This is a genomic window from Anaerotignum faecicola (assembly GCF_003865035.1).
Classification (GTDB): domain Bacteria; phylum Bacillota; class Clostridia; order Lachnospirales; family Anaerotignaceae; genus Anaerotignum_A; species Anaerotignum_A faecicola.
In genome coordinates this window covers 575,290-588,799 of sequence record NZ_BHVZ01000001.1, presented here as the reverse complement: position 1 = coordinate 588,799, position 13,510 = coordinate 575,290, and the positions used below count along the sequence as shown (strand labels likewise).

Annotated in this window: 16 protein-coding genes; 9 read left to right on the top strand and 7 right to left on the bottom strand. The window is 48.4% G+C overall.

Annotation, left to right across the window (positions count from 1 at the left end; all coding sequences use genetic code 11):
• The first annotated feature begins 9 nt into the window (after positions 1–9).
• Positions 10–1,422, top strand: coding sequence for a hypothetical protein (locus EJE48_RS02795; RefSeq protein WP_118579849.1), 1,413 nt, complete (start codon positions 10–12; stop codon positions 1,420–1,422).
• 51 nt (positions 1,423–1,473) lie between these two features.
• Positions 1,474–2,334, top strand: a complete 861-nt coding sequence (yycI, locus tag EJE48_RS02790) for a two-component system regulatory protein YycI (protein ID WP_016407528.1) — start codon at positions 1,474–1,476, stop codon at positions 2,332–2,334.
• Between the two features lie 47 nt (positions 2,335–2,381).
• Here the strand turns inward: yycI and EJE48_RS02785 are convergent, their stop codons facing one another.
• The 3 genes from EJE48_RS02785 to EJE48_RS02775 form a co-directional block, all read right to left on the bottom strand.
• Entirely contained in the window at positions 2,382–3,611 is a 1,230-nt protein-coding gene (locus EJE48_RS02785) for a DUF2812 domain-containing protein (protein WP_118579846.1), read from the bottom strand.
• A 27-nt stretch (positions 3,612–3,638) separates the two neighbouring features.
• The gene (locus tag EJE48_RS02780) at positions 3,639–4,805 is read right to left on the bottom strand and encodes a DUF2812 domain-containing protein (protein ID WP_118579843.1); all 1,167 of its coding nucleotides are present in this window, start codon (positions 4,803–4,805) and stop codon (positions 3,639–3,641) included.
• Between the two features lie 152 nt (positions 4,806–4,957).
• Positions 4,958–5,371: a Fur family transcriptional regulator gene (locus EJE48_RS02775; protein ID WP_118579840.1), complete on the bottom strand. Its 414-nt coding sequence runs from the start codon at positions 5,369–5,371 to the stop codon at positions 4,958–4,960.
• Positions 5,372–5,553: 182 nt separating this feature from the next.
• Between EJE48_RS02775 and trmL the strand changes: the two genes are divergently transcribed.
• Positions 5,554–6,042 (top strand): tRNA (uridine(34)/cytosine(34)/5-carboxymethylaminomethyluridine(34)-2'-O)-methyltransferase TrmL, encoded by a 489-nt coding sequence (gene trmL / locus EJE48_RS02770; protein WP_118579837.1) that lies wholly within the window; start codon positions 5,554–5,556, stop codon positions 6,040–6,042.
• Between the two features lie 39 nt (positions 6,043–6,081).
• On the opposite strand, the gene EJE48_RS02765 is transcribed toward trmL, so the two are convergent.
• Positions 6,082–7,758 (bottom strand): sensor histidine kinase, encoded by a 1,677-nt coding sequence (locus EJE48_RS02765; protein ID WP_124984282.1) that lies wholly within the window; start codon positions 7,756–7,758, stop codon positions 6,082–6,084.
• Positions 7,755–8,453, bottom strand: coding sequence for a response regulator transcription factor (locus EJE48_RS02760; protein ID WP_016407522.1), 699 nt, complete (start codon positions 8,451–8,453; stop codon positions 7,755–7,757). The genes EJE48_RS02765 and EJE48_RS02760 overlap by 4 nt, the downstream gene beginning before the upstream one ends.
• A gap of 234 nt (positions 8,454–8,687) precedes the next feature.
• Here EJE48_RS02760 and EJE48_RS02755 point away from each other — a divergent pair, with 234 nt between their 5' ends.
• Entirely contained in the window at positions 8,688–8,867 is a 180-nt protein-coding gene (locus EJE48_RS02755) for a hypothetical protein (RefSeq protein WP_118579831.1), read from the top strand.
• 34 nt (positions 8,868–8,901) lie between these two features.
• Here the strand turns inward: EJE48_RS02755 and nrdG are convergent, their stop codons facing one another.
• Together nrdG and EJE48_RS02745 are read right to left on the bottom strand one after the other, a co-directional pair.
• Positions 8,902–9,411, bottom strand: a complete 510-nt coding sequence (gene nrdG / locus EJE48_RS02750; protein ID WP_118579828.1) for an anaerobic ribonucleoside-triphosphate reductase activating protein — start codon at positions 9,409–9,411, stop codon at positions 8,902–8,904.
• Between the two features lie 7 nt (positions 9,412–9,418).
• Entirely contained in the window at positions 9,419–11,764 is a 2,346-nt protein-coding gene (locus EJE48_RS02745) for an anaerobic ribonucleoside triphosphate reductase (RefSeq protein WP_118579825.1), read from the bottom strand.
• 115 nt (positions 11,765–11,879) lie between these two features.
• Between EJE48_RS02745 and EJE48_RS12235 the strand changes: the two genes are divergently transcribed.
• The 5 genes from EJE48_RS12235 (at position 11,880) to EJE48_RS02725 (ending at position 13,401) form a co-directional block, all read left to right on the top strand.
• On the top strand, positions 11,880–12,017 hold the full coding sequence (locus tag EJE48_RS12235) for a hypothetical protein (RefSeq protein WP_160117302.1): 138 nt from the start codon (positions 11,880–11,882) through the stop codon (positions 12,015–12,017).
• Positions 12,014–12,283, top strand: a complete 270-nt coding sequence (locus EJE48_RS02740) for a YlmC/YmxH family sporulation protein (RefSeq protein ID WP_016407518.1) — start codon at positions 12,014–12,016, stop codon at positions 12,281–12,283. The genes EJE48_RS12235 and EJE48_RS02740 overlap by 4 nt, the downstream gene beginning before the upstream one ends.
• Before the next feature lie 86 nt (positions 12,284–12,369).
• Positions 12,370–12,834, top strand: a complete 465-nt coding sequence (gene nrdR, locus EJE48_RS02735; RefSeq protein ID WP_118579822.1) for a transcriptional regulator NrdR — start codon at positions 12,370–12,372, stop codon at positions 12,832–12,834.
• 4 nt (positions 12,835–12,838) lie between these two features.
• On the top strand, positions 12,839–13,114 hold the full coding sequence (locus EJE48_RS02730; protein WP_016407516.1) for a hypothetical protein: 276 nt from the start codon (positions 12,839–12,841) through the stop codon (positions 13,112–13,114).
• Positions 13,115–13,218: 104 nt separating this feature from the next.
• Positions 13,219–13,401, top strand: coding sequence for a chorion class high-cysteine HCB protein 13 (locus EJE48_RS02725; protein WP_118579819.1), 183 nt, complete (start codon positions 13,219–13,221; stop codon positions 13,399–13,401).
• Positions 13,402–13,510: the final 109 nt, after the last annotated feature.

Genomic DNA, 13,510 nt, shown 5'->3' with positions numbered 1-13,510 from the left:
TGAGATCAAATGAAAGTATACAGGATTACAAATTTTATCATTGTTGCTTTGGTCATAACTGCGATTTATCAGACAGGAGAGTTATGGCTGGAAGGAACAAGCGGCCATAACTTTTTTTATGCCCTGGCGAAGCAGCTGAGCTTCGGCAAGGAGGAGGCGGATGGGGATGTCCTTCTTGCTACCCGTTATGCGGTTGGGGAGGGCGAAGGTACCTTTTCGGTCTATTATCCAGATAATGTGGGGAATAGTACGCTTCTGGAAACGGCGAATAAGGCTCTGGGGGAGATTCTGTCCCAAAGTGGCGCATTCCCTCAGAAAACAACCGCTGATTGGAAAAAAATTTTGGCGGCGCGCTGCATTGTCATGCAGTATGATTTTATGATTGCTTCGGAGGAATATCTGGAAAATTATAAGGATCTGAAAACAGACCAGAAGCTGGAGCAGTTCGATTATATCACGATTGTGCCTGCCAGAAGGAGCGGCGAGGAAAGCTACGCCTATTTCGTCAATTCCGATACGAATGAATGTGTCGCGTTTCATTGCGAGGGCGGCGGCGCGTCTGTCGCGCTCTATGATTCTCTGATGGCGGATGACGGCGATATGCGCTATATCTCCACAGGGCAGCGCACCAGTGCATCGGTGCTGTGGCGCAATATGTTTTTGCCCCAGTGGGCATATCTGCCCTATGAATATGCTGCTCTGGAGCAGGAGTTTGCCTTTGAAAAGGATGGCGAGCCGAGCCGTGCCGCATTGGAAAATACGGTGAAAAATTTCTTCCGCAATTTCTCTGTGGACTGGAGCGAGCGTGACGAGGACGGGACCTATACTTTCAGTGACAGCGAAACGGTTGTCAAATACTATCCGGATGTGCGGATTCTGGAGTATTACAGCTATGAAAACTACGCCGGCAATGACAGAACAGGCCTGCTTGAGGGTTATCAGATTTGCTGTAATTTCCTGAAAAATGATGATTCCCTGCAAACGGATATTTATCTGGCGGATATCGAGCGTACCATCAATAATGAGGTTGTGTATTATTTTGATTATGCAGTGGATAACCTGCCGGTGAATCTTTCGCAGAATGTGAAGGATCGTATCGGTGCATCTCATGCCATTAAGGTAACGCTGCGAAATCAGGCGGTCAAGGAATACCGTCGCTATGCGGTCAATTTCAGCGAAGCCGCAGAGAAAAATCAGAAGATTAACGTCCAGTTCATCGATGCACTGGATGATGCAAATAAGACCTATAAGTCCGTTGTCGAGGATAAGGATATCACCGATGTTAAGAATATTGCATTGGGCTATCATGTGGATTTGACGGGTGATATCCGCCTGAAATGGTTCGTTACCCTCTATGAGTATACCTTCGTGGTGGATACGGAGCAGGAAAAGGATTTAACGGGCGTAACGGCAGGAGAATAAGCGATAAAGGAAATATGCAGAAAAAACTATGCAGAAGAAAGGAGGAAGGGCATGGAATGGAGCAATGCAAAAAAGTTTGTGATTGTTTTGCTGGTACTGCTGAATGTACTTCTGGCAGGGCTGAATTATAAACAAAATCGGGAAAACACCATGACGGCGGCACAGGAGCGTTCCATCTTTGAGGTGCTTTCGCGAAACGGCATCACCATGTATACCGACCTTCTGACGGAGCATCCGCCCATGTCCCGTCTGGCGGTGGAGCTGCCCTCCTATAATAAGGAAACGCTGGAGCGGCTGTTTTTCGGCAGTGCGCGCACAACCGCTTCTACAAAGGGCGGCGAAACGGTCTATCAGGGGAAACAGAGCAGCCTGACCATGAGCGGTGCGCGCGGTGTCTGGGAAACGAAAGCCGTGAAAAGCGGCAAGGGCGAGATGACCAAGACGGAAGCCCTCAGAGAAGCGCAGAAATTCATTGATAATACGGAGCATTTCTTCGGCAGCTATGGCGATGCTATTATTGCGGAGGAGAGCGAGGGCTTTCGGGTGAATTTCTTCGGGCAGTATAAACGGGAGAAGGTTTTTGCGAATTATTTCTCCTTTTTCGTCACCGCCGATGGAATTCAGAAAATCACCTTCAATTATTACCCTGTGCGCGGCTATACGGGCGAAAAGCAGGATTTAAGCTATGCGGATGAAGCCCTGCTTGCCTTCATGCGCGAATGGAAAAAGGGCGAGCATGCGGAGGAAGCAACCATTGACCGCATGGAGCTTGGCTATGCACGGATGGAAAGCAATACTGCGGCGGATGGCGTTGCCTCGATCAATCTGGAGCCATGCTACCGCATTTATCTGATGGATGAGGAAAAGCCGTATCTCATCAATGCGTATACCTGTCAGATTTTAAATCAGTAAAACGAAAGGCAGTGAACCAACCCAAACGGGACGTTCACTGCCTTATCTTATTTTTTCTGCATTTCCTTCAGTGCCTTTTCATACAGGTCATAATGCTTTGTCAAATCTGCATCGCCATAGTAATAGTCCAGTTCCAGAAGCGTCTGCCCCGAAACCAGATATAGCCTTGTATGATTTTTACCCTTTGCCAGAAGGGCGTAATCAAACGGTGTATCCTCCAAAGCCGTAGTTTCATAGGTTTCATAAGCACGACCCAGATATTCTTTAATATATTCCTTCGGGGAAAGGAAGGGCGCAAGCCTGCGATATTCCACCCAAAGCACCGATTCATACGGTCTGCCTGTAGCATCTGTTTTGTCCGAAATCCGCCCTGCTTGATTATAGGCAAGGTCAACAGGAGAGCCGAAGGTCGGATAGGAGTTGACCAGATTTGCTTCCCGCTCCCACCAGTCCTCCTTGGCATTGCCGTCCCGCTGATAATAGCTGTCCACAGCGTAAAAATCAGGATCGTTTTCCAGTTCCGCCAGAGAAATCATCGGCAGGGGCTGCTTTACCTCTGCAATCGGTCGGTCGGAAAAAGAGAATACATTGGGCAGAAACGGCAGGAAGATGAATGCAATTATCCCGAGCATCCAGACCTGATACAGCCGATGCTTCCGCCGCAGGTGGGGTGCCTGCCAATCGGTCGGCTGATGGTGCGGCTCGCCTGCCGCAAGAGAGCTTTGCAGCTTGATGGCACCGCGGTTGCGCTGTCCGGCAAATATGGCAAAAACTAAAATAAGAGGATTACAGAAGGGGTTGGCGAAACCCTCTACCCAGTCATAGGTGGTCTGTCTGTGCAGAACGAAAATATAAGCCGCAATCAGCACAACAATAACCAGTAGTTCTGCATAGATGCTGTTGAAGAATTTGTTTCCCTTCAAATTGTCGGGATAATATGCACCTTCCTCCTCCGGTGTGGCAAAGTAATCCGCTGTGCCTTCCTCTGCGGCATAGACATAAAAACGGTTCAACCCACAGACAAAGCTCCAACCCTTTTCCCTATGCTGTGCATTCCGTTCCTCTGCCTGGCTTTCGTCCAAAGCAGGGAAAATAGCATCCTGCTTCGGCTCCATGCGGAAAAGCAGACGCTTTTTCTCGCCCTCTATGAAGGTCGCAAAGAGGGCATTTGCCTTCTGCACATGCAGTCCCTCTGCGGAAAGGTCGGAAAACCAACTTTCCAGTGCATCAATTTCGTATGGCTCTGCGGGGAGCAGCTTTCTTTTGCATTTCGTCATGGAATGTCCTCCTCTTGATGTTTTCGGTTATTCCTGTATGGTGTAGTCCTGCTCCAGCAGGGGCAGAAAGGCACTCAGAGAATCGACCAATCTGTTCTCGCCGCGGTAGCGCACAATCAGAAGGCGGTTGCCCTTGCGAAGCGTCAGCATCTGGCGTTGCATCTCGCTTGTTTCCTGATAAAAATATCCCTCGTCAAAGGAATCAGAGGAAAGCACCAATGCCTGCTCTGCCGTTGAGGGAAGGAAGGCATCGGGAAATGTGCCGTTTGCCCCTAAGGTCAGAAACGCCTGCTCCGTCAGGAAGGAGGGGCGCACCTCTAAGAGCATGGTATCCATTGAGTTGGAATCGCCCATCTCGAACGTTTGGAAAAGCAGGGGTGCAAAGAGTGTTGGCTCGGAATAGAGGCTGATTTCGGTATCGGAGGCACTTTTTGTGATTTCTTCCATCGGCACATAAGGCAGAGGAGAAACCGAAACGGCAGCCTTCTCCTGTGTTTCGTCCGGTCTAAAAGCAGAATAGATGTCCGAGAGGGGGGGCAGGAGAAGTGTGATACCCAGAATCGCGTAAATGAGATTGCTGATTCTTTTGAGCTGCAGCTTTTTGGTGTAATCCTTCTCATGCGAGATGGGAAGTCCTTGCTCCAAGCTTGTTTTCAGCCTTTTGAGCAGACGCAGCTCATAGAAATTGAAAACAGCGAGAAGGAGGAAGAGGATTGGTCCATAAAACTCCAAAACCCAATTCGGGTCTATGATATTTCGACCTAAATAATGCCATGTAAGTAGCCCTAAGCCGACGAAAAACAGAGTGCCGAGAACCATGCCTGCAAGATAAAGATAGCGTTCCTCTTGATAAAGCTCCTCAATGTTTTTCTTCTGTACGGCAGGGTCTGTGTAAGGCTCTTGGGGATGCTCCGTGATATTCGCCAGAAGATAGCCCTTGGAGCGGTAGGTACAGATAAATTCCCAACCAAGCTGATGATATTCCTCCAGCTGCTTTGCGGTAGGTTGGGTATCGAAATAGCGCGGAATGGCAATGCGGTAGCTTCTTTTTTGCGGTTCTGCCTGCTGAAATTTTACCTTTTCGCCCCGAAAGTCAACGGGAATCCATCCGTCCTCCGCCATGTCAGACAGCCATGTTTCCATTGCCGCAAAATCGAAGGTTGTCGCAGGTGTCAGCTTTCGTTTATATTTCATGAGTGCGCCCCCTTTTTACCGAAAAATGTCCTTTTTTCCAGTATAGCAAAGGCGAAAAATGGATGTCAACAAGACACGAATATTGTAAGAAAGTCTTAAGAATTGCAAAGAAAAAAGAGTATCCTCTCAGCGAAAGATACTCTTTTCGGCGGTTATTTTTCTTGGCACTCCTTGCAGATGCCATAAAGAATGAGCTGTTCACATTCCACATCAAAATCCAAATCCGGCACAAGCTTTCTTGCAACCTCTGTCAATGCGTCTATGTGCAAATCATCCACTCTGCCGCAGATACGGCAAACCGTATGCGGATGACACCGCACCACAGCATCATAGCGGGAGCTTGACTCGCCCACGTTCAATTCCTGCACCAGACCAAGCTGCTTGAAAAAATCAAGCGTTTTATAGACCGTAGCAAGGCTCATGGTGGGGTTGGTCGATTCCAGTGTTTTATAAATCATTTCCGCATTCGGATGCGCGGTGGTACCCAAAAGCATATTATAAACGGCAATACGCTGTGGGGTGACCTTCAGCCCTTTTTCTCGCAAAAGCTGCGCAGTTTCCTTCATACAAATACACCCCTTTTATAAATGATAACTATTGTTATTTAATAATAATACGGGTTCTTATTTATGTCAATAGAAAATATACCAAAATACAAGGAGTTCTGCAAATTTCCTCCGGAAAGGGGGAGTTGTTTTTTGCAAACGGGTATGCTATGCTAATTTGCAGAAGAAAGGAATGATTTTTTATGCACATTGTTTTGTTGGAGCCGGAAATTCCCCAGAACGCAGGCAATATCGCGCGTACCTGCGCAGTGACAAATTCCGTCCTGCATCTGATTAAGCCTCTGGGCTTTTCCGTTGAGGATAAATATCTCAAGCGTGCAGGTCTGGATTACTGGAAGCTTCTGGATATCCGCTATTATGAAAATTTCGAGGACTTCTGCGAAAAGAACCCCAATGCGAAAATCTGGATGGCATCCACAAAGGCGCGCCATATCTATACCGATGTGACCTACGGCGAAAATGATTATATCATGTTCGGGAAGGAAAGCGCCGGCATCCCCGAAGAAATCCTTATGGCACATGAAGCAAATACCATCCGCATCCCTATGCTCGAAGCGGCAAGAAGCCTGAATCTTTCCAATTCCGTTGCCATTATTATTTATGAAGCCATGCGGCAGCAGGGCTTCCCCGGCATGCTGATGGAAGGGCAGCTGCACCACCATAAATGGTAAGAAAAAAACGACCCGAAATTTTTTTCGAGTCGCTTTTTTTTATTCGCCTTTTTCTGTTTCTTCTTGCATTTCTTCTATCGGCATATCCTCCATCGGCATTGCATCCGTTGGCATTTCCTCCTCCGGCATTTCCTCTGCGGGGGGCGCAGGGGGTTCGGTTGCAGGGAAGGTGACAAATGCCTTGAACAAATCGCCTTCGATTTCCAGAGAGAAGGTTCCTTTCTGCAAGCCGACAAGAGATTGTGCGATATTCAGCCCCAAGCCGCTTCCCTCTGTGTGACGGGAACTGTCTCCGCGCACAAACCGCTCCATCAATTCCTCCGCAGGAATATTGAGCGCATCTCTGCTGATATTCTTCATGGAAAGAATCACGGTATCCTTCTCTTTTTTGATGTCGATATACACTCTCGTGTGCGGCTGCGAATATTTGCAGGCGTTGCTCAGAAGGTTGCTCAGCACGCGCCACGTCAGGTTGCCGTCCACCATGGCAAACAGAGGGGTATCTCCGCCGTTGATGACCGCCTCCAGATGGGCGTTTTCCAGCTTTTCCTCATATTCTGCAACTGCCTGCGCCGCCAGCTCGCCCATATCCGTCGGGGCAAGCTGTACCTTGAGGTTGCCTGTCGAAGCCTTGGAGGCCTCAACCAAGTCCTCGGTCAGCTTTTTCAGCCTGCGGGATTGTCTGTCCAGAACCTCAATATATTCCGCCGCCTGTCCATCCAGATTTTCCTTTTTCAGCAAATCCACATAGTTGATGATAGAGGTCAGCGGTGTTTTGATATCATGGGAAACATTTGTGATGAGCTCCGTTTTCAGATGCTCGCTTTTCATTTTCTGCTCTAATGCGATGGAAAAGCCCTTGGAAATGCTGTTCAGGTTTTTCCCATGCGCGCGAAAGAGGGGGAACATCCGCTGTGTGTTGATTTTGTAGTTCAGGTTGCCCTTTGCCAACTCCTCGCCGCCGTTTTTCAGCTCCTGCATCTGTGATGCCATGGAGCAGAATACCAGCAGCAGTGCAAAGCTGAGTACAATCGCCCCAAAGCCGCCCATGGTATAAAATGCGGAAATCACAAGCCATGCCACTGCAATCTTCCATGTAGCGGAAATGGATTTGATGGCATCGCAGACGGTTGAAAAAACAGCCGCAAGCATCTTCCAGCAGAAGCGAATGACCTGATAGGCAATCGTGTGCTGATAAAAATATCTTCCCAGCTTCAGACGGGTCACGCAGGTCAGAAGCGTCGCCAGTCCCAGAATGGCGAGAATGATTGAACCAATTACTACAAAGGAAAGCGCCCCCGTATCGGCAAGGGGATTGCGGCCCTCCAGAATAAGGAACAGAATTGCCAGCGAAATCGGGCAGACGATGGCAAAATACAGATCCAAAGGGATTTTATCCTGCAAATTTGGAACGATTTCATCCGTATCCGGCCGATGCCCTGCCGCGCACAGAAGATAAATCACCGAAATGGCAAACAGAAGCAAGCTGATCACCAGAATCGGCAGAAGTGAGCCGCGCATCCCGTAAAGCTTCGTCAGCATCCCTGTATCAAGATAAGGATGGGCTAGCTTCAGCTCTGCAAGGCTGCTGCTGTAAAAGTCATAGCCGTTTGCCAGAAAGATACCGATACCGTCGAAAAAGGCGGTGATGCCCGAAAGCACTGCAATAAAGCAGGCAACCACCTTCATGCCGAGGGTATAGGAAAGCTTTGTCATTGTTTCGCCTCCTTCTCGATTTTGTACCCCAGACCCCAGACTACCTTGAGATAACGGGGGTTCGAGGGGTCAATCTCAATTTTTTCGCGCAGATGACGGATATGCACAGCAACCACGCTGCCGGAGCCGCAGGCATCCTCATTCCAGATGCGTTCATAGATTTGCGTGGAGGAAAAAACTCTGCCGGGGTTTTCCATCAGCAGCTTGAGAATGTTGTATTCGCTTGGCGTTAAGCTGACAACCTCGCCGTCCACCGTGACGATTTTCGATTCATCATCCATTTCAATGCCGCCGTTTGTCAGATGAGAAGCCTTCTTCGCCATGCCGCCCAGAGAGGTATAGCGGCGCAGCTGCGAACGCACCCTTGCCAGCACCTCAATCGGGTTGAAGGGCTTTGTGATGTAATCATCCGCCCCGATATTCAGCCCCAGAATCTTGTCGCTGTCCTCACTCTTTGCGGTCAGCAGAATAATGGGGATGTTCGAGGTTTCTCTCAGCTTCACCGTTGCGGCAATCCCGTCCATCTGGGGCATCATGATATCCATCAGAATCAGATGAATGTCATGCTTGGCAACGATATCCAGAGCCTCCTGTCCGGTGTAGGCGGTGAAAATGTTGTAGTTTTCCGTGGATAAATAAATCGACAAAGCGGATACGATATCCTTTTCGTCATCGCAAATCAAAATGTTATACATGGTGCTGCACCTCCGTCATGCTGTGATTCTATCTTACCGAAACGATTTTAAGAAAATCGCAGGGAAATATTTAAGTTTTCCTTAATCCTTGCGGATTCTTTAAGGAAAGTGTAACATATTTCGCGCCTTTTGGGGAGAAGAAGTAGAAATCGTAAGATTTTCTTAAATATTTTCGGGGATTGTTGTCAGACCTCGGGTTTTCTGCTATGCTGAAAAGAAAAGGGGGGGCACATTATGGAATATTCGATTGCAATTCCGATTTTTGTATTTGTGCTTTATGGCATGATTTTTCTGGTGCAGAAATTTCTGGAAAAAGTTGATCCTTCGATTGAAGAAATAGATATGAGCAGAGTCATCCCGTATCTCGTGATATCGGCAGTGATTATCGCAATAAAATATTTTACATCAAAATAAAAATGGGAGTCGGCAGACTCCCTTATTTTTTATCTTAAAAATAGCTCGGTTCCTCCCAGAGAACCACCTTGTCCTCTGCAAGGGATTTTTTTACATCAATCAACCGCTGGTTGCGGCTGCCGCAGAACCGCAGCTCCAAGGAGCGTTCTGCCAGAAGAAAAGGCCCGTCTACAAGCACATCCGTTTCCTTTAAAAGTGCCAGCTTTTCGGCATCGTTTTCCTCCAAGAGTGCCTCCCATGTATAGCCCGTATATGTCCATACATTCAAGCCGATTTTATGCGCACCCTCCGCCAAGGCAAGGCAGGGGACAGGCTGTAAAAAGGGGTCGCCGCCCGAAAGGGTAATCCCGTCCAGTAGGGGATTTTCTGCCGCCGCCGCAAGGATATCCTCTGTATCCGCCCAGGAGCCGCCTTCGGGGTCGTGCGTCTGTGGGTTGTGGCAGCCGGGGCAATGGTGCAGGCAGCCCTGCGTAAATATGGTCAGGCGCAGCCCGGGGCCATCCACAATGGAATCCCCGGTTACGCCGCTCAGACTGATTCTCATGCCTCTATCAATCCTTTGCTTCTAATTTTACTTCCGTTACAATAGAATGTTTCACTCTGTCGCGTACCTCTGCACGCTTTGCGTTGTTGAAGCGGTCAAGCGTACCTACCAGATAGCCTGTGATTCTGCGGATGCGCTGGAAGCCGTATTCTCCGTCGGTTTCGCTTCTGCCGCATTTCGGGCAGGTGTCCCCGATGATGCCGTTATAGCCGCAGACGGGGTCGCGGTCAACGGGATGGTTGATGGAGCCGTAGCCGATGCCCTGCGCCTTCATGTAGCGGATGACCTTTTCAAAGGCATCCAGATTTGTGCTGGGGTCGCCGTCCAGTTCGATATAGGTGATATGTCCTGCATTTGTCAGCTCGTGATAAGGTGCTTCCAGCTGAATCTTCTTATACGCGCTGATGGGGTAATATACAGGAATATGGAAGCTGTTTGTGTAATATTCTCTGTCTGTGACACCCTCGATGGAGCCGAAGCGTTCTCTGTCCATGCGGACAAAACGGCCGGACAGCCCTTCTGCAGGCGTTGCCAGCAGGCTAAAGTTCAGATGTGTTTCTGCGGACAGGTCATCCATGCGTTTTCTCATGTGCCCGATGATATCCAGACCAAGGTTCTGTGCGATTTCGCTTTCGCCGTGGTGTACGCCAAGCAGTGCCTTCAGCGCCTCTGCCAGACCGATAAACCCAACGGAAAGTGTGCCGTGCTTGAGCACCTCTCTTACCTCGTCATCATAATTCAGCTTTTCACTGTCAATCCAGACACCCTCGCCCATCAGGAAGGGGTAGTTGTGTACCTTTTTCTTTGCCTGAATTTCAAAGCGCTCCAGCAGCTGTTCTACGACCAAGTCAATCTTTCTGTCCAGTTCGGAGAAGAACCAGTCGATGTTTTTGTTTGCCAGAATTGCGATACGGGGCAGGTTGATGGAGGTGAAGCTTAAATTCCCTCTGCCGTAGGTGATTTCCCGTTCGGGATCGTTCACATTGCCGATAACGCGGGTACGGCAGCCCATGTATGCGATTTCCGTTTCGGGGTGGCCTTCCTTATAATACTGCAGGTTAAAGGGCGCATCCTGAAAGGAGAAATTCGGGAACAGACGCTTTGCACTCACGCGGCAGGAAAGCTTGAACAGGTCATAGTTGGGTTCGCCGGGGTTGAAGTTTACGCCATCCTTCACACGGAAAATCTGGATGGGGAAGATAGCGGTTTCGCCGTTGCCTAGCCCTGCCTCTGTCACCAGAAGCATATTTTTCATAACCATGCGCCCTTCTGTGGAGGTATCCATGCCGTAGTTGATGGAGGAGAAGGGAGTCTGCGCGCCTGCACGGCTGTGCATGGTGTTGAGGTTATGCAGCAGTGCCTCCATTGCCTGATAGGTTGCCTTATCGGTTTCCTCGGTTGCTTTTTTCGCGGAGAAGGACTGAATCTTGTCCAGAATTTCTTCGGGTACGCCTGCCTCGATGAGCAGTGCCCTTTCCCTGTCGGTATATGCCTGAGAGCCATCCAGTGTAGGAATCAGGTTTTCTGCGGTCAGTGTTTGGAAGATTTCCTTTGTTTTTTTCGCATGCGCGGCGCAGTCCATCACCTCAATTAAGGAGGTCAGGTTGGAACGATAGCGTTTTTTGTAGGTTTTTGCAACGCCGGGAGCCAGACCATAATCAAAGTTTGCGATAGACTGACCGCCGTGCTGGTCATTCTGGTTGGACTGGATAGCAATACAAGCCAGAGAAGCATAGCTTGCGATATCGTTTGGCTCTCTCAGTACACCATGCCCTGTGGAAAAGCCATCATGGAACAGCTTGATTAAATCAATCTGGCAGCAGGTGGTTGTCAGTGTATAGAAGTCCAAATCATGAATATGAATATCCCCGTTTCTGTGCGCCTCGGAATGGGCGGGGTTCAGCACATAGCTTTCATAGAAATGCTTTGCGCCCTCGGAGCCGTATTTCAGCATAGAGCCCATGGCGGTGTTGCCGTCGATATTTGCGTTTTCGCGCTTGATATCGCTGTCGGTTGCATCCTTGTAGGTGATGTCCTCGAAGGTTTTCATCAGTCTGTCGTTCATGTTTCTGACTCTGGTACGTTCTGCACGATAGAGGATATACGCCTTTGCGGTGCGTACATGCCCGTGGTTAATCAGTACGCGCTCTACGGTATCCTGAATCTGCTCTACCGTAGGGGAGTCAATTTGTTTTTCTTCAAAAATATCGGAAACCTCCTGTGCAAGTGCAAGGCAGATTGCGTAATCCTTTTTGCCGATGGTTGCTGCAAAGGCTTTTTCGATGGCACTGGCGATTTTGTTGATATCAAAATGCACAGTGCGCCCGTCTCTTTTGGTGATGGTTGTAATCATAATCATTCCCTCTTTCCGATTTTCCCTGTTTTTTCTATTTCCATCCAAATGAATTTTTATCTCAAATAAACCACAAGATGTAGGTCTTGTTTAAAACGGTAAGCATATATATTGTATGGCATTCAAAGAAACTCGTCAAGAGGAACAGTGTGAAAAATATGAATTTAAACAGATTGCCGAAAGTGAGCCTTCGGACGGACTTTTTTCGCATAAAATTAAAAAAGATTACCAAAAATGGGGGAGAGAAAAATGAAATGGGAACGGTTTTCCTGCTTACAGGAGAAGGAAGTCATCAATATCTGCGACGGAAGGCGGTTGGGGTGCGTCTGCGATTTGGAGATGGATGCGATTTCCGGAAAAATCTGCACATTGATCATTCCGGAATGTGGCAGTAAGTGGAATTTCTTCGGAAAGGAACGGGCATTTTTCGTGCCTTGGCGGTGTATTCGCCGCATCGGTGACGATATCATTCTTGTGGAGGTGGATGGAGAGGAAATCCTAAGAACAGATGGGGACTGACGGGTGTTGACCTGCGGCAGAATCTCCTTTATACTGAAGAATAGATTTTTATGCTGTTTATATGCTATTTAAAGGAGGAAATGGCTTTGAAATGCCCTTTTTGCAATTATAATGATACAAAGGTAATCGATTCCCGCGGACAGGAGGATAACTCAGTCATTCGTCGCCGCCGCCTTTGCGAAAGCTGCGGCAAGCGTTTCACTACATATGAGCGGATTGATATGATTCCGATTACGGTGATTAAAAATGATGGTACAAGAGAAATTTTCGACAAAACCAAGATTATCAACGGTGTAATGAAATCCTGCAACAAGCGTCCCGTTACGGCACAGCAAATTCAGGAGCTGGCGGATGATATTGAAAATACGCTGATGGGTCTGGGTGAGAGAGAGGTAGAAAGCAAGCAGATTGGCAATATGGTGATGGATCGTCTGAAAGAGGTAGACGAGGTGGCGTATGTGCGCTTTGCATCGGTTTATCGTCAGTTCAAGGATATCAATACCTTTATTGACGAGCTGGAAAAGCTGCTTGTGGAAAAGAAGAAGGGATGATTTTATGGCAGAGGTGCAGACAAAGGCGCTTTTCACCTGCACAGAGGCAGGCTATGATGCTGCATTATCCATCATGGAGCTTTATCGCAGAAACGGAATGCAGGCATTTTTCTACGGCATTGCGGAGGAAGCAGATCTGGTTTCTCTGGGGGAAATAAATAAAATGACACATGTACTGCATTTTGTGGATGAAGAAAGCATCAGGCTGGTCAGCATTGCGGATGAAATGGGCGGCTTTACGGTGGACATCAGCATCAATGATTTGATTCTGCCGAAGTAATTTTTTTCGCAGGAAAACGAAAGCAAGACAGGCAAGAAATTCCAAAATACCTCATAGGATAGGAGTGTAACAAGAATGCTTTTATCTTAAGGAGGTATTTTATTATGTGTGGATTTGGTTGTGGGAACGAAAACATCATCTGGATCTTGCTTCTGTTGTGCTGCTGCGGCAATAATGATGGCTGCGGCAGCTGGGGCGACAGCAGCTCCTGGCTGTGGATTCTGATTTTGCTGTGCTGCTGCGGCAACAACAAGAGCAACAGCATCGGCAATGCCTGCGGGTGCTGATAACCCGACAGAAAGGCTGTTTCAACAAGTCGAAACCCTGTTTTCGACCTAATATTCTGCGGCTCCCGTATTTTGCGGGAGCCTGTCTGATTTTGCGGAGAAAAAACAG